Origin of the sequence: Rhodococcus sp. PvP016, from assembly GCF_017832185.1 — a bacterium.
Taxonomy (GTDB): domain Bacteria; phylum Actinomycetota; class Actinomycetes; order Mycobacteriales; family Mycobacteriaceae; genus Rhodococcoides.
Map to the genome: position 1 here is coordinate 993,034 of NZ_JAFIBH010000001.1, position 20,539 is coordinate 1,013,572.

A 20,539-nucleotide genomic window follows, 5' to 3' on the forward strand; every position below is an offset into this window, starting at 1 on the left:
ACGGTGAGCTGCTGGTCGTGTCGGTCGCCGGGGGTAGACCTAGAACGGGTCGGAACCCGGAAGGAACGAGGAGCAGCGACGGCACTCAGAATCACACACCGGCGGATGTCGCCCGGTGGGACGCCCAACGAGCACATCACCGATGTGAAGTGGAGGGACGACGCGGATGGCGAGGTCAACTACAGCAGCAAGGCCACGATGGTGGACTGGATCGACAACAAGAACGGTCACGCCTACGTGCAGGGCCAACAGTCACGATCGGACGTAGGGACCGTTCACGAAGCCGGTGCGACGCCCTACCTACGCACCTACGCCAACGGTTACTACAACGACAACCTTCTCTCGCTTCCGACCTTCTGACACGTACGCAAGCGGCCCCTGTATCCACAGATGGGTACAGGGGCCGCTTGGTTGGGCTCGGAGGATCAGATGAAGCCTCCACCGCCGCTGACGAATCCGCCGCCTCCGCTCATGGTGCACCTCCCCTGCTCTCGCTGGATCCACTGACCGGACGAGCACCCGTGGAGATGAATATCCTAAATTGGGATAATCGATCCCGCAAGGTGCGCTTGCGGGGTGGAAAAGTCGATCTACTCGGCCGAGTACCAGCAGCTCTGCGCTCTCCTCCGCCAGCTGCGGCTGGACGCTGGCCTGACACAGGTCGAGGTTGCCCGCCGACTTGGTGAGCCGCAGTCGTTCGTCAGCAAGTACGAGTCAGGGGAGCGGCGGCTCGACATCATCGAACTCAAGTACGTAGCTGAGGCCATTGGATCGGAACTGCGGGTGATCGCTGAGTTCGTTGAAAAGCGTCGCGGGTATGCGAACTAACTGCCTTACCGACGGCGTGGCACTTTGATCGGCAGGGCTTGGCAGTCGATCATCTATACGTGGAGAGCAACGGCGGTGCGATCGCGAAACCGTCGGCTCTGCGCTTTCTTCTGGATACGAACGCGTTCATCGCCATGGAGCCGTACTCCGGTGATCTTGAGAGGGAGATGGACGCAGCCACCACGCTTGTACGTCTAGCTCAACGGCAGGGGCACTTGCTTCTGGTACATCCAGCAACTCGTGATGAGTTGGCTGGAGCGATGAACAAGACGCGGACCGCTCAGCGTCTCGCCGAGCTGGCTAAGTTTACGATGGTTAGCGAATCGCCAATCGCGGCTGCGCTCCGTGAAGCGGCCGGTAACAGTGAAGTCGATACAAATGACCACCGTGACCTTCGTATCCTCGCTGGGCTACATGCAAACGCGGCGCACTTTCTAGTTAGCAACGACGCTGGACTCCGTCGTCGTGCCGTTCGCGCAGGTGTCGGTGACCGCGTCCTGACGCTCGCGGATGCTGCCGCGATGCTCGTTGACCTTGAGCCCGGAATTGCGACGCAGCCGCCACGAGTCGAACGAATCGAGGCGTACGCCCTCGACCTCGACCAGCCTCTGTTTGATGAGCTACGCCAAGACTACGCAGAGTTCTCGAACTGGATAAACAAAGTTCGTGAAGATTCCGAGAATCGCGCTTGCTTTGTCATTCGTGAACAGGACGGCTCCTACGGCGCGATCGCACTCGTTAAGTTGGTAGAGGACGATTGCGGGTACGCATTAGCAAAGCCTGTGTCTAAGGTATCCACTTTCAAGGTTGCTGGCCCGAGGGCCGGCAACCGGTACGGCGAACTGCTACTCAAGGCCGTCTTCCTCGCGCACCACGCCCTTGGGATTGCGTCGACGTACGTCGAAGTGTTCCCTAAACACGAAAGATTGATTGATTTTCTAGGACTCTTCGGATTCGAGCGCCAAGAGGCAACCACGGTGCGAGATGAACTTGTGTTCTCTAAGAGATATCGGCCACCTACGGGTAACGTAGCTGAGATCTCAGCATTCGACTACCACGTCCTGTACGGCCCGCCAGCGATTCAACAAGGCTCGTCATCGTTCGTGATCCCCATTGTTCCGCGATGGCACTCGCAGTTGTTTCCCGACGTGATCGAGGACCGCGACGACCAGCTGGCATTCCCAGAGCTGATAGGGACGACAACCCACCCGTGGGGCAATGCGATACGAAAAGCGTATCTTTGCAACGCACCGACCAACCAGATGCGGCCCGGCGATACTGTCCTTTTTTACAGATCGCATGGTGCGGCCTCAGTAACAGCCGTCGGCGTGATCGAGCACACGTTCCGATCCCACAGTGCAGACGAGGTTCTAAACGCGGTAGCGGGGCGGACGGTGTATAGCCGTGAGGCTGTCGGTGGGCTGTGCGACCATCCCTCGGGTGTCCTAGTTGTTCTGTTCCGTCAAGACAGGCTGTTGGATCCAGGGTGGTCAATCGGTGAGCTGATCGCCAACTCAGTTGTAGTTGGTCCGCCACAAACTGTGACGAAAGTGAAGGAGCGCGGCAACACATGGGTGAACACGCAGCTAGTAGATCAGCGTTGATGTCGATACATCCCGTATACGCTGCGGCAATAATGAGTGGGCGGAAAACGATAGAATTCCGTAAGCGGAGACTTGCGGACGACATTGCTACAGTCTGGGTTTATGCAACGACACCCATTCGACGAGTTATAGGCCGATTTGAGATTCTTGAAATAGTAGAGATGAGTCCGACGCTATTATGGCAACAATTTGGGAAAGGCGGGTGTATCTCACGCGGGGACTTCGATAAATATTACGCGAAGCACGCGTCTGGCGTCGGGATTCGTATCGGAACGGTCGTGGAGCTAGAAACGCCGCTACTGCTAGCGGATGTCGTCCTTAGTGGCGTGCCACCCCAGAGCTTCCTGTACGTACAGAATGCTGTCTTCGACGAACTGCTCACAGCCCTTTAATCCCGGATTGCCGGTCTAGCGGGTAACGAATGCGCGGGTGAGGTTGCCGCATTGCGGTAGGATTGTATAGCTCAAGACCACAATAACGCTAGTCTGAGTCGAGATTAAGAAAACAAGTTGTGCTATTTGCAAAGCAAACGGTAGGCGGAACTATCTGAAAGTATCTACCTACATCGCCGTCACGCTCGACCCCGACTCGACGGTACGCACGAACGGCACGTGGCCAGCGTCGAACCCCTGCACGCGAAGTTTGGTTAACTGCTGCTTGACGAGAACTCGCGTGCCTTCCCGTCATAGTTTTCAGCGGCGGGCTGCGCCCCGTGTGGGGCTTGACAGCACCTTTCGCCGCGACCTCAACGAGGCACCCGAAGGGTATGACCCTCCAGGTGCCTCGTTGAGACTCAATTCGGCGCCCGCTCAGTCAATCGTGGCGAAACGTGCGTTGTCACGCACGTTGTCTGCCGCGCGCTGAGCGTTCGACCGGCTGGCAAAGGATTCGCCGGACGCAGCGACCTTGTTGCCACCGCGGATCGCCCGCCAGCGCCACTTCGTTCCGGCGTCCTCGTATACCTCGAATGAAGCAGCACTCGCACCGGCCTTGAATGCGACCGCTGCACGTCTGGCATTCGAGAGGCTGGCAAACGTCTCACCCGCCCAGGCAACTTTCTCGTTGTTGCCCGCATACAGCCACCATGACGGTTGACCGCCCTTGCTATCGCCGATGTGGAACCTGTAACCCACGATGACCTCCTTGGTCATATTCGAGCCTCCCGACAGAGGCCGGGATTAACTCACGCACGTCTCAATGAGACCTAGGTCACAAGTCGGCGGGTCGCCGAACTGCCCGCACGTCGGCGGTGTTAACTTCGAATCCTGCCTGCCAGCAGATCCGAAGTTCCCAGACCAAGGCCGCACCCCAGAGCTTTGGTCTGGGCTTCGTGCTGTGCACAGTTTACCTGGTCGGGATGACACAGATGTCATTCGTATCGGGATCGCAAATGGCTGAGTTCTCGTACGAGGTGGACTTTGCCTGGGGATAAGCTGCAGGCAAGGTCTGTGGATCAAGCGCTTGCGGCAGGTCAGCTGCTGACAGCCCGGGGATAACCGGTGAATAGAGCTGTGCACCAAACAGTAGTCGCAGAACAAGTTGGCGACCGGCATTGATCCACATACCGGCGTGTCGCGACGCGCTCACGTGCCTCAGCTCTATTGGCGTTATTAAGAAACGCCGGACTTCAGGTCACGCACAAGACATGGACTGGCGCATCACTCTCGTCTTGAGTACTGATACTTCAAAAGTCTCGCGGACGCACCCGCGACGTCGTCAATCTGTAACTCGACGCACGATGCGGAGCGACCTGCAGGACTCAGCCGCTTAGAGCTGCAGCTCAGACCACTTGCTCAACATCCGACGCGTTTCCTTGGACAGGTTTGAATGCCATGCACTTAGCTCCGCCAAATGAAAATCATTTTCAAATAACAGGGGTGCGTCGAGTTTGAACTTTTTAGGTCCAACTCGGCGCACTTTTGTTTTCCAGAGGTCGTAGGGGTTCAAATCTCGCTTGGTCTTTTTCGAGATTCCGTCATCTTCGTTCCCGCCGATTTTGGTATTATAGGAACATGCACGTCGAAGACATTGCTGTGCGCATAACGCAGCAAACTCTTGAAAAACAGCCGGTTCTCATCGGTATTGAAGGCTTTGGCGGCTCTGGTAAGTCTACGACCTCGCTGAAACTAGCAGGAATTCTGCACGACGCGGCAGTCATTCGTGTCGATGACTTCATCGTTAAAGAAAATTTATCGACAGGTGACTGGGATCTTCTGGTCTTTGACAGGCAGCGACTTGAGTCGGAAGTACTTGCTCCCGCCTCCAAGTCTCTTGCAGTGACCTACCGAAAATTACTCTGGGATACAAATACGCTCGGCGATCCCGTATCGATTGGTATCCCGAAATACCTGATCATTGAAGGTATAGCTTGCTACCACCCTTCTATTGCGCACTACTACGACTACAAGATTTGGGTAGATGCACCGATTGATATAGCTAACAAGCGCGGCCGCGCACGAGATGCTGGCAATGAGAACGAAAAGTACTGGGATTCGTGGTCCAAGAATGATCTCGCGTATAAAGCGAAGTATCGGCCAGAGGTTGTGGCTGACTTTGTACTAACTAATTTTGAACAAACCTACCCCATCTAAACTTCACTGTCAGACCTATGGCGTAGGCTTCGTTGTCAGCCTACGCTTTTCGTTCTATCCATGAGATAATTCAAATAGAAAGAAAGCCATGAAGATACGTCGCCTAGATATCAAAAATTACCGCGGGATTCGCGACCTAAGCTGGATTGTCCCTGAGGACCACCAACTTCTCATGCTAGTTGGACCCGGTGACAGTACTAAGTCGACAATTATCGACGCTCTGTATCTCGCCCTCAGTGAACGCTATTCATTGTCGCTATCTGACACAGACTTCTATTTAGGAAACGTTGATGAGCCAATCACGATACGTGTGACGCTGATTGAGTTAAGTGCTGAAGTCATGAAGCATAACGTTCTCGGCATGGAAATGGGTGGAATTAAGGAGGATGGAACCCTAACGCACGACCCTGGAGATGGTGATAAGACCTGTCTAACGATACAACTGTCAATTGACGCAGACCTAGAGCCTATATGGTCTGTCTATCGGGAAGGAGGTACGGAGCCGTTCACTCAGATCGGAGTGGGTGCACGAAAGAAACTCTCAGTGTTCAAGGTAGACGAGCGAATTGATGGACATCTTCGCTGGAGTCGGACTTCCGCTCTCGGAAAGCTGACAGAGTCGGAGCATGACACCTCAGGAACGCTGGCTGCGGCTACTCGGGCGTCTAGGGCGGCAGTTACGAAGGCAATCTCGGCTGAGCTACAGACTCTCACTGGCGAAGTGCAGACCCGCATGAACCAGCTTGGAAGCGGCAACTTCAAGGCCCTGCGTCCTGGGCTTGATACGTCAGTGCCATCGTCGTCGGGCCTGCTGGCGTTGTATGAAGACCAGGTCCCTCTGATGAACTATGGCCTCGGTACGCGACGTCTAGCCGGCCTCGCGACCCAGCAGCTGGCACATTCAGGTAAATCGATCCTGATGATTGACGAGGTCGAGTACGGTCTCGAACCGCATCGTCTCGTCTTCCTGCTTTCCAAGCTCAAAGGATCGGGAGACATCGCCCAGGCTTTCATCACTACACACTCACCCGTAGCGATCGAGCAAATGAAGGCGACGGATGTTTTCGTCGTGCGGTCCGACGGTGCTGGAGGTGTGCAAGTCCACTCGTTCTCCGGGTCTCCCAACAGTGCGCAAGCCGTCTTGAGATCGAACCCTTCGGCATTGCTTGCGCGACGAGTGTTCTTCGGTGAGGGTCGTACGGAGTACGGACTGCTGTTGGGGCTGATGGAGGCATGGGACCGCGAACGGGTCGTACTGGGTGACACGCCTGCAGTTGGACTGGGTACAGCACTTGCTGATGGCGGCGGCGGATCTACCGCACCGGTCCGCGCGCGGATGCTTCAAGGTGTTGGGTACGAGACTTATGTTCTCATGGATAACGACGACCGCGGGGTAGATAAAGCAGTTCGGCAGGCCGGGCGTGCAGGAGTTACGGTAATCAGATGGAGTCTCGAGAAGGCAACTGAAGCTGAGTTGGTGGAAAGTCTAAGTAGCGACCTTTTGACAGATTTGCTTGACATTGCTGTTCAGAATAGAGTTGACGAGAGAACTGTTCTGCATGATCTCAACAATAAACTAACTAGTGGCGCAGTGTTGATAGATCTCGATGTCGACACATGGGTGGCAGATCACGAGATGACTATCGAAGAGTGTCGGGCACTGATCGCTAGCGCGGCAAGTGAATACTCTTGGTTTAAGAATCCAGATCAAGGAAGAAATCTTGCAGCTTGGGTATTGGATCACGAATTAGACCTTGACGGCTCAGAATTTTGGGCGAAAATAATGGAAGTGAAGGCTGCGATGTATCCGCAAGAACCTGCAGAAGGAGATGCGGAACCGGAGTCAGACGTCGATGGATAGCAACTTGCGGTCCGAAGCGGTTCAGCTTCTAGCGCAACTTCCTTTGTCGGTCGAGATGCCTGCTGGTACTGGCAAGACCCAGTTGATTGCTGCAATGGCCAGTGTCGCTGTAGATAACGGTCAATCTGTCCTGATACTGACACACACGAATGCGGGCGTGGCTGCCCTGCGAACTCGATTGAAGAAGTTCGGTGTTAGACAGAGCAATGTCCATGTCGACACGATCGCGAGCTGGGCGTTCGAGCTAGTCAGGCACTACCCCGTACTTGCGGGGATTCGGATACCACCTATGCCAGATTGGTCGAAATCCAGCGAATACGTAGATGGCGCGACGAAAGTTGCAAGAGCAAAAGCTATCCAGGTAATGCACGCATCAAGCTTTAGTATCTTGTTGGTCGATGAGTATCAAGACTGCAATGTACGTCAACATGGACTTGTCACTGCGATTGCTAATGTTCTGCCGACCGCGGTGTTTGGTGACAGGCTTCAGGGTATCTTTGACTTCAAGGACGAGCTATTGGTCGACTGGGATATTCATGTTGCTCCTGTCTTCCCTGTGGTTGTTCGTGCACACACCGCCTGGCGGTGGAAGGGTTACAACGAGCCGCTAGGTCAATGGTTGTTAGATATCCGCGACGAACTAAAAGCTGGGAATACGATAGACCTTTCTGCCATTCAGATCGAAGGTTTGAGCTGGCGTCCAAACACTCATGAGGAGCTGATGGCAGCAGCATTTGCGATCAAGGACTATGACGAGTCGGTAGCTATCATGAATCGCTGGCGTGAGGATAATGTGAGTACCGCAAATCGTCTGGGAGGCGCTTACTCTGTTATGGAGGATTTGAACGGTCGATTTATGCACGAAAGCTTGCAAGTGCTCCAAGATGCAGATCTTTCGGATTACCCTTTTTGGTTGGCCGGTTTCATTAAGAAGTGTTTTACAGGATTTGCGACACTCGATTCAACGGTCTTGAGAAGGCTGCGGCGAGGTGAAACTACCTCTGATTTATCGCGGCCGGACATAGTGCTTTCGCTCCAAGTTTTGTCGGCGCTGGCTGCTGATCCGAGTATTACGAATCTTGTTCGAGCCATGACCTCAATCGAGCGAAATGGTGAAGGTCGCCTACACTGCCATGAAGCATGGCGCGATACCTTAGCTGCGTTGCGTGCTGCGGCGCTCGATCCAACTCAAAGCCCACGCGATAGTCTAGCCACTATTCGTGACCGACTTCGATACACTGGCCGTAAGTCTCGCCAACGTATCGTTTCAAGAACTCTTCTTATCAAGGGTCTCGAATATGATCACGGAATCATCTGCGGTGCTGACAACTTTGGCTCACTTCGTCATCTCTACGTTGGCTTTACTCGGCCCCGCAAAAGTCTAACGATATTGAGTGACTCGCCGTTAATTGAGTTGACGGGCTGATGACTATTCTTATCTGTCTACGACAGAGAAGGTAATCCCATGACGCAACTTAAATATCAAATACCCGACGAACAGCGGCTAGAACAACACCGCAAAGACATCCAGCTAGCACAGGCGGAGCGCAGCCGTGAGATGCAAGAGTCAGGTGAGCTCGGACAGCTTCCACCGATACCCGTGCCTGCCGTCGATCCGACTGTCGAAGCAACGAGTCCTCCGTCCCGCGAAGACCAACGCTCTGCACCCTCCACAATGCGACAAGCCCCGCAAGCTGACGGATCAGGCATCTACGCCTTCGAGGGTGGCTATGCGTTCGCGCTGATCACCGATCATGGCTATGTTGCCTACCGCATCCCGGTGGAAGACGACCACCTCCTCATGATCCCAGGTAAGACCGACTACCTCTACGACAACGCAGGTGTCCGTATACCTGCATGGCGCATCACTCTCTCGTTGGCGGAGAGACCGATGCTCGAGGTCTTCAATAGCGCTCGTGACCTCGTTCTGGCTGAACTGGACGCAATGGAGCTAAGCGACCGGCAGGGCTCAGCCGCTTAGCCTTGCAGCTCAGACCACTTGTTCAACATCCGACGAGTTTCCTTCGACAGGTTTGAATGCCATGCACTTACCTCCGCCAGCGCGACGTGGTCGACGACGAACGCCCCCTCCGCACGGAGGGGGCGTTCGTGTCGGTCGGTGCCGCGTTACTTCTGCTTCGCGGCGGCGAGTCCGCGGGCCACGATGGCGGCCTGCAGGTAGCGCAGTCCCGAGGGCACGCTGGGATCGATGCCGGTGAGCTGGCCGATGCGCTTGAGGCGGTAGTCGACGGTGTTGGCGTGCACGAACAGGTGCCGCGCGGTGCGCTGGCGGTTGAGTTCGTGACCGATGTACGACGTCAGCGTGTCGAGCAGTTCGGGCGCGTCGTCGAGGGGCTCGAGAGCACGGAGCAGCTGCTCCCGGCCGCGGCCCGGACGGGTGAGCTGGTACTCGAGCACCAGGTCCTCGGTGCGGTACATCCCGGCCGGTCGGCCGAGTTGCCTTGTGAGCGTGAGCAGTTCGTAGACGTGCTCGGCGGCACCCGGGATGTCCTCGCGTTCGGCCGACGTCATCGTGGCGGTGATCGGGATCTCGCCGGCGCGGGAGAGTCGCTCGATGAGAGTGTCCACCCACTCGCGTTCGCGCGGTGCGGGCAGGAGCACGGTGCCGCCGTCGGTGCTCAGCAGAGCCAGCGGCGATTTGCCGCACATGGTGGCGAGCTCCGCCTGGATGCGGCGCAGCTTGCGCCGTGCGGACACGGTGCGATCGACGACGGGGTTCGCCTCGTCGGGATGCTGCGGGAAGTGCAGCGCGATGACGAGGTACTCGTCGGCGAGGTCGATGCCGCACTGCTGCGCGGTCGACAGGGCGTTCTGACCGCCGCTGAGCAACGTGGTCACCAGAGTGTGCGTGGCGGTGTGGTGCTCGGACGCGACGGAGCGGTACTCCTCCACGTACGCCATGGACACCTCGGTGGTGACGGCCTCGAGGAGGCTCACCAGGACGAGTGAGTTGTCGGTGACGTTCTCGATGTTCTGAGCCTTGGCGTCACGGCTGACGAGAGTGAGTCCGAAGCGGAATCCGTCGTGATAGGCGCGCAGGATCGAGCGCAGCGGCACCCCCTCGCGAGCCCAGCGAGCGGCGGCGTCGTGGACGTTCGCGAGGTCCTTGTCCGACGGCGTCTTGCCCGACTCGAGCATGCGGACGGCGAGACCCAGGCACTTGACGGTGACCTCGGTGACGTCGCCGTGCAGGAGCTCGCCGGGGAGCGTTCCGCACGGGGTGTTGGCCTGGAAGTGATCGACCAGATGACGCGCCACCCCTCGCAGATCGCTCATCGCCAGAGAGTTGCTGCGTGTGCCGGCGATCAGGCCCGCCTCCATGTGTCCCGGAAGCGGCTTCGGCGCGGTCTTCGGTGTGGTCATCGATCCCCCCATGACTGTGTAGTTCATGTCAGTCGTGCATGTTCTCGGGGTACCGTAACAATCATTAACGGGTCCCGAGATTGTTTCGAGATACTTATTCGAGAGCCGCGGTATGCCCTCGGGCCCACTGCGGTGTTTGGTCCCGTTGTCAGGCCAACCGCTGTGACCTGCGATGACACCCATGCATGACGCCTGTTGAGGCAAAACAAGTCGCATTTTCACCTACTTTCCTCTTGCTTTCACACAATTGCCGGTGAGCCACTTCATGAAATGTCACACACGTGACTGGTGCCTCGAAGTCCGGTTCGCCAGTCGTCGACCGTCTCGCGGTACGCTTTCGGCACGATTCACGGTCTCGGTGTCCGCGTCGTCGGTTCTTGTGACCGCAGACAGGACGTCGAGCAGTCTTTTGGACCTGAGGGCGGCGTACCTACCGGCAAGTAAGTTGGTATGCGTTCCTCCGGGCGCGCGGGACGCTCCGCGCGTCGTGTCTCTCTGTTCACCGGTGGCTCCGAGCGAGCCACATCGGACGAAAGGTCTGTCGATGCGACGTCCCGCTCTGCTCGCTGCGGGGTGCCTCACCGCGCTGACGCTTCTCGGCTCCGCGCCGGTGGCGGGTGCGCAGCCGGGCGTCCCGACGCCGGCCGTGGACGCGTCGTCACCCACCCGCGTCGTGTCGGTGACCATGGCGACCGATCGCCGGGCCGTCATGTCGGTGTTCTCCGCGTCGATGAACCGCGAGATCCAGGTGCAGGTGTTGCTGCCCGCCGATCGATCGGTACCGCGTCCGTCGCTGTACATGCTCGACGGGGTCAGTGCGGGCGAGGAGTCCGGCTACACGGAGAGCACGTGGACGCAGAAGACGGACGCGGTGTCGTTCTTCTCGGACAAGGCCGCCAACATCGTCCTTCCGGTCGGGGGACGCGGCGCCTACTACGCCGACTGGGCCCAGTCCGATCCCGTACTCGGCGTCAACAAGTGGGAGACGTTCCTGACGTCGGAACTGCCCCCGTTGATCGATGCCCGCTTCGACGGCAACGGCGTCAATGCGCTGATGGGTCTGTCGATGGGCGCACAGGGTGCGATGAACCTGCTGACCAAGCATCCCGATCTGTACACGGGCATCGCCGGATTCAGCGGCTGCTACGACAATCGCTCCAACGAGACCAAGAACGCGGTGCGAGCCACCGTCGGGTCCACCGGGGGCGACGCCACCAACATGTGGGGCACGAACGCGGATCCGCTGTGGGCCGAGAACGATCCGAGTACCCGCGTCGAGACGCTCCGCGGCAAGCAGGTGTACCTGTCGACGGGCAACGGATTTCCCGGACCGTACGAGGCGGGTGGCGGTTTCGGTGAGGAGATCATCGACGCGCTGACCGTCGGCGGCCCCCTCGAGGCCGCCGCGAACATCTGCACCACCGGCTTCGCCGACACGCTGCGCGCGGCGGGTGTCCCGGCGACCATCGTGTTCAAGCCGTACGGCACGCACTCCTGGCGCTACTGGCAGGACGAGATGCACAACTCGTGGCCCGTCGTGGCCAGGGCGCTCGGCCTGTAGCTGTCGAGGGTGTGCACACCCTCTGCGTCGACCGCACACCCTTTTTCGCCGGCTGCTGAGGGTGTTTGCTCACGCAAGGGGTGTGCGCTCACTCTCTGGTGCGCCGCCGTGAAGGTCTCTCGCCGCGTGCTCGAGTGGTGTGCGTCGATCCGCCCGGCTGTCGGGGGTGTGCACACCCGCTGCGTCGACCGCACACCCTTTTCTGCCGGCTGCTGAGGGTGTGCGCTCACTGCCAGGGGTGTGCACACTCTCTGGTGCGCCGCCGTGAAGGTCTCTCGGCGCGTGCCCGAGTGGTGTGCGTCGATCCGCCCGGCTGCCAGGGGTGTGCACACCCTCTGCGTCGACCGCGCACCCTATTCTGCCGGCTGCTGTGGGTGTGCGCTCACCGCCAGGGGTGCACGCACACTCTCTGGTGCGCCGCAGCGAACGGCTCTCGGCGAGTGCCCGAGTGGTGCGCGTCGATCCGCCCGGCTGTCGGGGGTGTGCACACCCTCTGCGTCGACCGCACACCCTGTTCTGCCGGCTGCTGAGGGTGTGCGCTCACTGCCAGGGGTGTGCACACACTCCCTAGCGCGAGGCCGTGGCCCCGGCAAACTTCTCGGCAGCCGACGCGGCGAACTCCAGGAACGCGTCGTTCTCGTGTGGGTCGCCCACGGTCACGCGTACGCCGTCGTCCCCGTACGCCCGCACGATGACACCGGCCTCGGTGGACGCGGCGGAGAAGTCTCCCGACTGCGCCCCCAGCGGGATCCACACGAAGTTCGCGGACGACTCGGGCACCTGGAACCCCATGTCGCGCAACGAGTCACGGAGGCGCGACCGCTCGGCCGTCACGAGTGCCGTACGTGCGAGGAGCTCGTCCGAGGCCGCGAGCGACGCGACGGCGCCACTCTGCGCGACACTGCTCACGCTGAACGCGGTGTGCACCTTCTTCATCGACGTGATGATCGACGGTGCTCCGACGGCGTACCCCACCCGCAGTCCGGCGAGGCCGTAGGCCTTCGAGAACGTCCGCAGCACCACGACGTTGGGCCGGGTGCGTCCGATCTCCACGCCGTCGATCGCGCGGTCGGTGTACTCGAAGTAGGCCTCGTCCAGCACCACGACGATGTGGTCGGGGATCGCGTCGAGGAACCGTTCGAGGTCGGCGGGGTTCACCACCGTGCCCGTCGGGTTGTTCGGGTTGCAGACGAACATGAGACGGGTCTTGTCCGTCACCGCTGCGGCCATCGCGTCGAGGTCGTGCACGTCGTCGTGAGTGAGCGGCACACGCACGGCGGTGGCGCCGGCGACGAGCGTGACGATGGGGTAGGCCTCGAACGAGCGCCAGCCGAAGACGACCTCGTCCCCGGCGTTGCAGGTGACCTGGACGAGCTCCTGGCACAGAGCGACCGATCCGCAGCCGACGGTGACGGTGGTGGCCGGGACGTCGAGGAAGTCCGCGAGCGCCTCGACGAGGGCTGTCGACTGGTTGTCGGGATAGCGATTCACTCCGGCCGCCGCCTCGGCGATGGCCTCGCGAACGCTGGGCAACGGACCTGCCGTGGTCTCGTTGCTGGCGAGTTTGATCGCGCCCGGGAACGAGCGACCGGGCAGGTAACCGGGGATGGCATCGAGATCGGGGCGCGTGCGTGGGGTCACGATCACCGATTATGCGCGGCGATCGGACACAGTGTGGTCGCGGCTCTCGCTCGACCCTCGCTTTCGCCATTGTGTGCCATTACCGTGGAGCCATGTCGGGTCTCATCGAGGACACTGCGCCCATCCGCCCCCGCGACGAGGGTGCGGACACCGCCACGCTCGATCGCGTGCCGCTCACCGCGTTCGAGCCGGACAGCAGGGCTCGCGGCGGCATCGTCGTGTTGCACGAGGCGCGTGAGCTCCCGCAGGCCCTGCTCGAGTTCATGCGGTCCCTCGCCGCCGACGGCTGGCTGGTCGCGGCGCCGCACCTGTTCCACCGGGCAGCGGGGGACGACGAGGTGTTCGGCACGCCGTTGTTCGAGGACTTCGACGCCACCGTCGACTGGCTGCAGAGCCGGGGCGTCCCGACCGACTGCATCGGCGTCATCGGGTTCGACGACGCCGGAACCGCAGCCGCCCTGGTGGCCACCGATCGAGCCATCGGCGCGGCGGTGAGTGTCGCGGCTCCCGGCATCGTCGAGGCGCTGACCACGGATGCGCTCGCTCTCGTCGACGCGGCGGCATCCCTCAAGGCGCCCTGGCTCGGTCTCTACGGACGCGACGACGTCCGCACTCCCGTGGAGCACGTGGAGCAGTTGCAGGAGGCGGTGTCGAAGGCGTCCGTCGCCACGCTCGTCGTCAGTTACGCCGGTGTCGAGCATCGTGCGGACGAGGAATCCGCCGTGTCGGAGGAGTCGGACGGCGAGGAGGCGATCGTCGACGCCCAACGTCGCATCTTCGACTGGTTCGACAGTCATCTCCGATAAGACCGCCCCACCAGCCGTTTTGCGTCTACTCCGGGGCGTGTGTAATCTTCCTTCTCGGCGGTTCGCAAGGACCGGTGCCCTCGAAAGAGGTCCAGGAGGCGTGCCAGAGCGGCCGAATGGGAGTCACTGCTAATGACTTGACCCTTCACCGGGTCCGGAGGTTCAAATCCTCTCGCCTCCGCCACTTTCGACTTCGGTCGGAGGACAACTGAACAGCACCACAGCATGCGCCCGTAGCTCAACGGATAGAGCACCTGACTACGGATCAGGAGGTTAGGGGTTCGAATCCCTTCGGGCGCACCACGGAAGCCGGTACCAGGATCACCCTGGTACCGGCTTTCTGCATGTACGGGTCCGGCAGCCTCTGTGTACTTCTGAAACATGGAACCGGGTTTCGACCCGCCACAGAATGTCGGAGGAGGACGACGACCTTTGTGCCGGCGTGCTGTTCGCCCACAGTGAGCACGTCACCGCCGGTATCGATCTCGTGGACGTCGCCCAGCATCTGACGGGCGATCGCCTGCCGTTCGCCGAGGGTGGGCGGGATCCGTGGCGCCTCGACGGGACGTGGACCACTCCGGTGGTGACGGCGGTGCACGGCTGGTGCATGACGCTCGGCATCGAACTGTTGCCGGCGTCCGACATCCGGGTCGCCGCAGCCGGAACTCGGTTCTCCGAGATGGAAGTTCAGCGCGGGCTCGTGCAGGCGGTCTGCGCGGATCCGGCGGCGACGATCAAGCGAGCTCACCGCATCGCGGAGACCGCTGCACCACTCGGTGTGCGGGCCACGCTCGAGTCCGCGCATCGCAGCCTGATCGAGGGGGACGCGGCCCGCGGCGGGGCAGCTGCTCCCCGACATCCGGGCACTGTTCTCGACGTCCGATGCGGCCGAGGGGATGCTGTCGTTCGTCGAGAGACGGCAGGCCACCGTCACCGGCGGGTGATACTTATCAGATCCACACCACGAACGGAGCATCGGTGACGACGTCGGACGAACGCAGACTCATGGCCCTCGCGGCAGTGGCGGGTGTCGCGCAGAACGCGATCGCCCTGCCCTACGTCCGGAAGCACGGGACACGATCCGCCGCCGACTTCTTCGTCGGGAAGATCTGGTCCACCGTGCCCGGACGGTTCGCGATGGTGGATCTGATCCTGGTGGTGATCGCCTTCCACGTCTGGGCGTTGCCGGAGGCGCGGAGACTCGGCATCGTCCGGTGGTGGCTGGCCACCGTGCTCCTCACCTTCGGCGTGGGCATCGGATCTGCGATCCCGTTCTTCCTCGCCGTGCGCGCGCGGACGGTCCGCCTCGCGGGCTGACGATCGACGAGAGCCGCTTCGATAGGGTTCTCGCGTGGCAGAGGACGTGGATCGCGTCTACGGCGGACGGTCGATGACGGATCGACGTGCCGACCGACGACGACGGTTCCTGCAGGCCGGCATCGAGGTGATCGGCGACAAGGGGTACGCCGCGACGTCGGTCGCCGACATCTGCTCGGCCGCGGGTCTGGCACGCAGCCAGTTCTACAGCGAGTTCGCGAATCGCGAGACGTTGCTCGTCGCCGTGTACGACCTCGTGCAGGACGATGCCCTCGCCGCGGTCGTCGCTGCGCTCGCCGACGCGACGGACCGCACCCGACGAGCGCTCGTCGTCGCCGCGATGACCGCGCTGATCGAGTCGTTGGGACGGGACCCACGTCGGGCACGCATCTCGTACCTCGAGATGGTCGGGGTGAGTGACGACGTCGAGCAACACCGCAGCAGGCGCCGCGCGACCTGGGCCGAGTTCATCGAGGCGACGCTCCGTGCCGAGATCGGCGCCGACTTCGTCCCGCCGGGCGGTCATCGGCTCGCCGCCACGGCCTTCCTCGGGGCGCTCACCGAGTTGGTCTCGGACTGGTCGCGCACCCCGCCGCCCCGGCCACCCGTGGATGGGATCGTCCAGACGATGATCGCCGTCCTCGGCGCGTTCGTTCCTGACCTCGACCGATAGCGGGGATTGTTATCCAGCCCACAACGCTCTACAGTCCTGATCACAATCATGGACACGCGTGTCCAACATGTTGGATGTGCTGAACACTGTTGCCGGGCGCACATGCGATTGCTGTCGACGCTCGGCGCAGAAAGAGTGAGATCGATGTCCGCTCGTCGGTTCCGTCCCTCGTACGCACTCGCGGTGGTGGTGGCCGCCGTGGCGGTGTCCGCGACGGTGGTCACGCCCGTGTCCGCGGCGCCCGCCAACTTCCCCGCGATCCCCGAGTTCGACACCGACTTCTACCTGCCGCCCGACGCCGTGGTCGCCGCCGCAGCCCCGGGAGAGATCATCGCCGCGCGTCCCGTGGACCTGGCCACGCTGAATCTGATCCCCACGCAGGTCGACGCCTGGCAGTTGTCGTACCGGTCGAACAACGGCCGGGGCGAGCCGATCCCGGCGGTGACCACCGTCATCACCCCGCGCGGCGCCGCCTCGGCTCCGCGTCCGCTGCTCTCGGTGCAGATGGCCGAGGACTCACTGGCCGCGTACTGCGCGCCGTCGTACGTCATGCGCCAGGGCGCGATCCCGTGGCCTCTGACGGGTGCCGTGACGTCCGGCGTGCAGTTCCTCGAAGTGCAGGCAGCACTGGCCCAGGGCTGGGCGGTGTCGGTTCCGGACCATCAGGGGCCGAACAACGCGTTCGCCGCCGGACCGGTCGCCGGACGCATCACGCTCGACGGCATCCGGGCCGCAGAGAGTTTCGCTCCCATGGGACTGTCCGGGGTGGACACGAAGGTCGGGATGAGCGGCTACTCGGGCGGAGCGATCGCCACCGGACACGCCGCCGAACTCGCCGGGACCTACGCCCCGGAGCTGAGCATCGTCGGCGCCACGGAGGGCGGCACCCCCGCCGAGCTCGCCGCCCTGGTGAACAACGCGAACAACGCGCTCGGATCCGGCATCGTTGCGGCCGGCATCATCGGCGCCAGCCGTGAGGACCCCAACTTGGCGCGATTCGTGGACGAACACATCGATCCCGCGGGTCGGGCCCTCTTCGCGGCCAAGGACAACCTGTGCGTGGGGTACACCTCTGCCCTCCTGCCGTTCCTGAACCTGAAGGGTTTCCTGCGGACCGAGGGGGATCCGTTGGAGCAACCGGTGGTGAAGAAGTCCCTGGACGCGCTGAACCTCGGTGGCACGACGCCGACCATGCCGGTCTACGTCTACCACTCGAACCCGGACTGGTTGGTTCCCGTCGGGCCGGTGAACGGGATGGTCGACGCGTACTGCAGTCGGCCCGGAGCGAACGTCACCTACACCCGCGACCACTTCAGCGAACACCTGTCGCTGGAGGTGATCGCGTTCCCGAGTGCCGTTCTGTGGATGCGTGATCGGTTCGCCGGTGTACCTGTGGAGCCCGGTTGCCGTACCGCCGACGTCGGGTCCATGGCACTGGACGAGCGCACCTATCCCGTCTGGGTCGATGCTGTGGGCGAGATCGTCGCGGGTCTGTTCGGGAAGCCGATCGGGGGATGAGGCACCTCGTGTGACGCCTGCGACGGGCCGGTCAGAGTCCCCGGTCCGGAGCGCCCATGTCACCGGTCGTCGGCGTGCCGGCCGCCAGCGCGTACTGCAGGAACACGGTGCCGCCGGGGCTCGCCTGCGGTGGGGCCACGATGGCGAGGCTCGTCGGCAGAGCGCCGGTGTCGAACACCGTCTTGCCGACACCCAGCACGATGGGGTGCAGCCACAGGTCGAGGCGGTCGAACAACCGCTCCCGCAACAGCGTCTGCACCAGGTCCAGACTGCCCACGACCTTGATGTCCTGATGCCGCTCTCGGATCTCGCGCACTGCGGTCGGTAGATCCGGGCCCAGTACCGAGGATCCGGCCCAGTCGAGCGTGCGCCGATCGCGCGAGGCGACGTACTTGGGAATCCTGTCGAAGAGACTTGCGATACCGTCGTCCGGTCCGCCCTGCTGGTGCGGCCAGTACGACGCGAAGATGTCGTACGTTCGCCGCCCGAGCAGCAGCGCATCGGTGCCGCGGTAGGCCGCATCGATCTGCGCGCCGGTGACGTCGTCGATCAGGGGCGCCTGCCAGCCGCCGAACGGGAACCCGTCCGGGTCCTCGTCGGGTCCGCCGGGAGCTTGCCCGACGAGGTCGAGCGTCGCGAACATCTCGATGGTGATCGTTCCCATGGCGTCACTCCTCGGTTGTGTGTGACGAGATGGACCACCGAGCGGTTCGGAAGTCATCGCGGAGGGCGGTCGCGACCGGCTACCGCAGTGCCGCGGCCGTCCGACCGAGCACCTCGATCAACCCCTCGAGATCGGGCTCGTCGTCGGTGGGGTGGGCGACGACGGACGTGATGCCGAGGTGTCCCAGACGGGCGACCTCGTCCGCCACCTCCGCGGCGCCACCCGTGACCGCGAGCCCGCTCGCATCGGTCTTGCCCCAGCGCCCGACCTCGTCGCGAATCCGGTCGTCCGCGCCGGCGCCCACCGCCACCAGTCGAGGGGCGATGATGCGATGGTCGGCGGAGCGCCGCGCGGCGATCACCTCGGCACACGACGCGGTCAGCTCGTCGTCCGACATCGCGGCCGCGAACAAGGTGCCGTCCGAGTGGGATGCCGCGTAGCGCAGCGTCTTCGGGCCGGTACCGCCGAGAAAGAACGGTTCGTCGGGCGCCGGCCACTGCAGCCGCACGGCATCGAGGGAGACGTACCGGCCGTCGACGGTGACCTCCTCCCCGCGCAGCAGCGCCTGCAGAGCGGTCGAGTACTCGTCCAGCAGAGTCATCGGAGACGCGACGCGGGCGCCGACCTGCCTCATCCAGTGCTGCACGCCGTGTCCGGCACCGGCGAGGAACCGGCCGGGGAACAGTCGATGCAGCGACGCGACCTCCATGGCGCACAGGGCGACGTTGCGCAGCGGCGCGGGCATGAGTCCGAGGCCGACCTGGATGTGCTCGGTGCTCGCCAGCACGGTGGCCGCGGTCGTCAGCCCACCGTGGCTGAAACAGTCCTCCCACAGCCAGAACTCATGGAGTCCCGCCGCGTCCGCGGCGCGTGCGGCCGCGATCAGCCGGGCAGGGTCGTGGGCGGGGGTGAACACGATGCCGAGTCTCGTCACGAGTCAGTGGTATCAGATCGAACGCCCGCCGGGGGCGCGTCGCCTCGTTCGGGGCCGAGACGTGCCGCGACCGTGACCGTCGCCGTCACGAGATCGGGCGGGGAGACGTCTTCGAGGTCCGCGTCGACGTGCTCGACGGACTCGTCCGACTCGGTGAGGAACGGCCGCGGCACTTCGGTCGGCAAGCGGGCACACTCACCGACCGCTTCGGTGTCGTCTGGACCATCGACGTCATGGCGCCGTACGGCGGCTGAACCGGGCCCAGTTGTCGTGCAGCACAGCGCGGGACCAGTCGTCACCGAGTTCGAGGCCGACCACACTCTCGACCGCGTGCGCGTACGAGTAGGGGATGTTGGGGAAGTCGCTGCCGAACACGATCTTGTGCTGCAGGTCGCGCAGGCGCGGCAACGCCGATCGCGGGTAGGGCGCGAGCTGTTCGGTGAAATCGGTGAACACCATCGTGGTGTCGAGCCCGACGTTGTCGAACGTCTCGGCCAGGGTGAGGAAGTCCTCGTACTCGGGCATTCCCATGTGTGCGATCAGCAGGGTGAGTGTCGGAAAGCGGTGCAGTAGTGCGCGGATCGGGTCCGGTCCGGTGTGGCGACCGGGTTCGGGGCCCGATCCGCAGTGGATGACGACGGGTACGGCGGCGTCGGCCAGAACCGCCCACACGTCGTCCAGGTACGGATCGTGGACGTCGATGTTCCCTACCTGCACATGGCATTTCATCACCCCGACCCCGTCCTCGACGGCGGCGCGGACGTACCGAGCAGCATCCGGTTCGGGGTGGAACGTGGCGGTGCGCACGCAGTCGGGCGTCCGGTCGGCGAACTCCGCGGCCCACCCGTTCAACCACTCCGCCATGCCGGGCTTGTGCGGGTACAGCAGGGACGTGAACGTCCCTACCCGGTACCTGCGCAGCAGGTCGGTGCGTTCGTCCTCGTCCACGCGATACTCGATCGGCCACGCGGTGCCGAGGCGGTCGTCCACGGAGTCGAAGTAGTTCCACACCTTGGCCAGAACGCTGTGCGGCATGAAATGCGTGTGCACGTCCACCAGTGACTCGAGGCGGAGGTCGTCGAGCACTCGGTGGACCCGGCGGATGTCGTCGTCACGGTTCTGCACGGGATCGATCCTCGCATCGCCGGGGCGGCCGC

General features: G+C 62.3%; 21 protein-coding genes and 2 tRNA genes. 17 read left to right on the top strand and 6 right to left on the bottom strand.

Annotation, left to right across the window (positions count from 1 at the left end):
- Positions 1-3: 3 nt before the first annotated feature.
- The 4 genes from JOE30_RS21465 to JOE30_RS21775 all read left to right on the top strand — a co-directional run bounded on the left by JOE30_RS21465 (position 4) and on the right by JOE30_RS21775 (position 2,824).
- A complete protein-coding gene (locus JOE30_RS21465) occupies positions 4-360 on the top strand; it encodes a DUF3892 domain-containing protein (RefSeq protein ID WP_307806284.1) in 357 nt (118 codons plus the stop codon).
- A 216-nt stretch (positions 361-576) separates the two neighbouring features.
- Positions 577-828 (top strand): helix-turn-helix transcriptional regulator, encoded by a 252-nt coding sequence (locus JOE30_RS04525; RefSeq protein ID WP_204869562.1) that lies wholly within the window; start codon positions 577-579, stop codon positions 826-828.
- 59 nt (positions 829-887) lie between these two features.
- Positions 888-2,432, top strand: a complete 1,545-nt coding sequence (locus JOE30_RS04530) for a GNAT family N-acetyltransferase (RefSeq protein ID WP_307806061.1) — start codon at positions 888-890, stop codon at positions 2,430-2,432.
- Positions 2,432-2,824 (top strand): ASCH domain-containing protein, encoded by a 393-nt coding sequence (locus JOE30_RS21775; RefSeq protein ID WP_371831742.1) that lies wholly within the window; start codon positions 2,432-2,434, stop codon positions 2,822-2,824. Before JOE30_RS04530 ends, JOE30_RS21775 begins: the two co-directional genes overlap by 1 nt.
- Before the next feature lie 417 nt (positions 2,825-3,241).
- Here the strand turns inward: JOE30_RS21775 and JOE30_RS04540 are convergent, their stop codons facing one another.
- Positions 3,242-3,583, bottom strand: coding sequence for a DUF1508 domain-containing protein (locus JOE30_RS04540; protein ID WP_204869564.1), 342 nt, complete (start codon positions 3,581-3,583; stop codon positions 3,242-3,244).
- 861 nt (positions 3,584-4,444) lie between these two features.
- Here JOE30_RS04540 and JOE30_RS04545 point away from each other — a divergent pair.
- From JOE30_RS04545 to JOE30_RS04560, 4 genes are all read left to right on the top strand, one after another.
- Complete coding sequence (locus tag JOE30_RS04545; protein ID WP_204869565.1) at positions 4,445-5,023, top strand: uridine kinase; 579 nt, start codon at positions 4,445-4,447, stop codon at positions 5,021-5,023.
- Positions 5,024-5,111: 88 nt separating this feature from the next.
- Positions 5,112-6,884, top strand: a complete 1,773-nt coding sequence (locus JOE30_RS04550) for an ATP-dependent endonuclease (protein WP_204869566.1) — start codon at positions 5,112-5,114, stop codon at positions 6,882-6,884.
- Positions 6,877-8,310, top strand: coding sequence for a UvrD-helicase domain-containing protein (locus JOE30_RS04555; protein WP_204869567.1), 1,434 nt, complete (start codon positions 6,877-6,879; stop codon positions 8,308-8,310). Before JOE30_RS04550 ends, JOE30_RS04555 begins: the two co-directional genes overlap by 8 nt.
- A gap of 39 nt (positions 8,311-8,349) precedes the next feature.
- Complete coding sequence (locus tag JOE30_RS04560; protein ID WP_204869568.1) at positions 8,350-8,865, top strand: hypothetical protein; 516 nt, start codon at positions 8,350-8,352, stop codon at positions 8,863-8,865.
- A 146-nt stretch (positions 8,866-9,011) separates the two neighbouring features.
- Here JOE30_RS04560 and JOE30_RS04565 read toward each other — a convergent pair whose 3' ends face one another.
- Complete coding sequence (locus JOE30_RS04565; protein WP_239532482.1) at positions 9,012-10,268, bottom strand: CdaR family transcriptional regulator; 1,257 nt, start codon at positions 10,266-10,268, stop codon at positions 9,012-9,014.
- A 544-nt stretch (positions 10,269-10,812) separates the two neighbouring features.
- Here JOE30_RS04565 and JOE30_RS04570 point away from each other — a divergent pair.
- Complete coding sequence (locus JOE30_RS04570; RefSeq protein WP_204869569.1) at positions 10,813-11,829, top strand: alpha/beta hydrolase family protein; 1,017 nt, start codon at positions 10,813-10,815, stop codon at positions 11,827-11,829.
- Between the two features lie 567 nt (positions 11,830-12,396).
- Here JOE30_RS04570 and hisC read toward each other — a convergent pair.
- Positions 12,397-13,470 (bottom strand): histidinol-phosphate transaminase, encoded by a 1,074-nt coding sequence (gene hisC / locus JOE30_RS04575; RefSeq protein ID WP_204869570.1) that lies wholly within the window; start codon positions 13,468-13,470, stop codon positions 12,397-12,399.
- A 92-nt stretch (positions 13,471-13,562) separates the two neighbouring features.
- Here hisC and JOE30_RS04580 point away from each other — a divergent pair, with 92 nt between their 5' ends.
- The 7 genes from JOE30_RS04580 to JOE30_RS04610 all read left to right on the top strand — a co-directional run bounded on the left by JOE30_RS04580 (position 13,563) and on the right by JOE30_RS04610 (position 17,784).
- Positions 13,563-14,276 carry a dienelactone hydrolase family protein gene (locus JOE30_RS04580; protein WP_204869571.1) on the top strand — a complete coding sequence of 238 codons (714 nt, stop codon included), beginning with the start codon at positions 13,563-13,565 and terminating at the stop codon, positions 14,274-14,276.
- Between the two features lie 94 nt (positions 14,277-14,370).
- Positions 14,371-14,460, top strand: a tRNA-Ser gene (locus JOE30_RS04585).
- Positions 14,461-14,503: 43 nt separating this feature from the next.
- Positions 14,504-14,579 (top strand) — tRNA-Arg (locus tag JOE30_RS04590).
- Positions 14,580-14,685: 106 nt separating this feature from the next.
- Entirely contained in the window at positions 14,686-15,258 is a 573-nt protein-coding gene (locus tag JOE30_RS04595; RefSeq protein WP_239532483.1) for an enoyl-CoA hydratase-related protein, read from the top strand.
- Positions 15,255-15,593 (top strand): DUF2834 domain-containing protein, encoded by a 339-nt coding sequence (locus JOE30_RS04600; protein ID WP_371831705.1) that lies wholly within the window; start codon positions 15,255-15,257, stop codon positions 15,591-15,593. The genes JOE30_RS04595 and JOE30_RS04600 overlap by 4 nt, the downstream gene beginning before the upstream one ends.
- Positions 15,594-15,627: 34 nt before the next feature.
- Positions 15,628-16,266 carry a TetR/AcrR family transcriptional regulator gene (locus tag JOE30_RS04605; RefSeq protein WP_307806062.1) on the top strand — a complete coding sequence of 213 codons (639 nt, stop codon included), beginning with the start codon at positions 15,628-15,630 and terminating at the stop codon, positions 16,264-16,266.
- 144 nt (positions 16,267-16,410) lie between these two features.
- Positions 16,411-17,784, top strand: a complete 1,374-nt coding sequence (locus JOE30_RS04610; RefSeq protein WP_204869572.1) for a lipase family protein — start codon at positions 16,411-16,413, stop codon at positions 17,782-17,784.
- A 31-nt stretch (positions 17,785-17,815) separates the two neighbouring features.
- On the opposite strand, the gene JOE30_RS04615 is transcribed toward JOE30_RS04610, so the two are convergent.
- Together JOE30_RS04615 and JOE30_RS04620 are read right to left on the bottom strand one after the other, a co-directional pair.
- Positions 17,816-18,448: a dihydrofolate reductase family protein gene (locus JOE30_RS04615; protein ID WP_204869573.1), complete on the bottom strand. Its 633-nt coding sequence runs from the start codon at positions 18,446-18,448 to the stop codon at positions 17,816-17,818.
- A gap of 79 nt (positions 18,449-18,527) precedes the next feature.
- On the bottom strand, positions 18,528-19,382 hold the full coding sequence (locus JOE30_RS04620; RefSeq protein WP_204869574.1) for an LLM class flavin-dependent oxidoreductase: 855 nt from the start codon (positions 19,380-19,382) through the stop codon (positions 18,528-18,530).
- A gap of 128 nt (positions 19,383-19,510) precedes the next feature.
- Here JOE30_RS04620 and JOE30_RS21470 point away from each other — a divergent pair, with 128 nt between their 5' ends.
- Positions 19,511-19,636 carry a hypothetical protein gene (locus JOE30_RS21470; protein ID WP_275581310.1) on the top strand — a complete coding sequence of 42 codons (126 nt, stop codon included), beginning with the start codon at positions 19,511-19,513 and terminating at the stop codon, positions 19,634-19,636.
- On the opposite strand, the gene JOE30_RS04625 is transcribed toward JOE30_RS21470, so the two are convergent.
- On the bottom strand, positions 19,614-20,507 hold the full coding sequence (locus tag JOE30_RS04625) for an amidohydrolase family protein (RefSeq protein WP_307806063.1): 894 nt from the start codon (positions 20,505-20,507) through the stop codon (positions 19,614-19,616). The genes JOE30_RS21470 and JOE30_RS04625 overlap by 23 nt on opposite strands.
- Between the last annotated feature and the right edge of the window lie 32 nt (positions 20,508-20,539).

Coding starts and splice junctions, on each gene's coding strand:
- JOE30_RS21775 (WP_371831742.1), top strand. CDS start 2,432: ATGTCGATACATCCCGTATACGCTGCGGCAATAATGAGTGGGCGGAAA.
- JOE30_RS04540 (WP_204869564.1), bottom strand. CDS start 3,583: ATGACCAAGGAGGTCATCGTGGGTTACAGGTTCCACATCGGCGATAGC.
- JOE30_RS04545 (WP_204869565.1), top strand. CDS start 4,445: ATGCACGTCGAAGACATTGCTGTGCGCATAACGCAGCAAACTCTTGAA.
- JOE30_RS04550 (WP_204869566.1), top strand. CDS start 5,112: ATGAAGATACGTCGCCTAGATATCAAAAATTACCGCGGGATTCGCGAC.
- JOE30_RS04555 (WP_204869567.1), top strand. CDS start 6,877: ATGGATAGCAACTTGCGGTCCGAAGCGGTTCAGCTTCTAGCGCAACTT.
- JOE30_RS04560 (WP_204869568.1), top strand. CDS start 8,350: ATGACGCAACTTAAATATCAAATACCCGACGAACAGCGGCTAGAACAA.
- JOE30_RS04565 (WP_239532482.1), bottom strand. CDS start 10,268: ATGACCACACCGAAGACCGCGCCGAAGCCGCTTCCGGGACACATGGAG.
- JOE30_RS04570 (WP_204869569.1), top strand. CDS start 10,813: ATGCGACGTCCCGCTCTGCTCGCTGCGGGGTGCCTCACCGCGCTGACG.
- JOE30_RS04580 (WP_204869571.1), top strand. CDS start 13,563: ATGTCGGGTCTCATCGAGGACACTGCGCCCATCCGCCCCCGCGACGAG.
- JOE30_RS04595 (WP_239532483.1), top strand. CDS start 14,686: ATGTCGGAGGAGGACGACGACCTTTGTGCCGGCGTGCTGTTCGCCCAC.
- JOE30_RS04610 (WP_204869572.1), top strand. CDS start 16,411: ATGTCCGCTCGTCGGTTCCGTCCCTCGTACGCACTCGCGGTGGTGGTG.
- JOE30_RS04615 (WP_204869573.1), bottom strand. CDS start 18,448: ATGGGAACGATCACCATCGAGATGTTCGCGACGCTCGACCTCGTCGGG.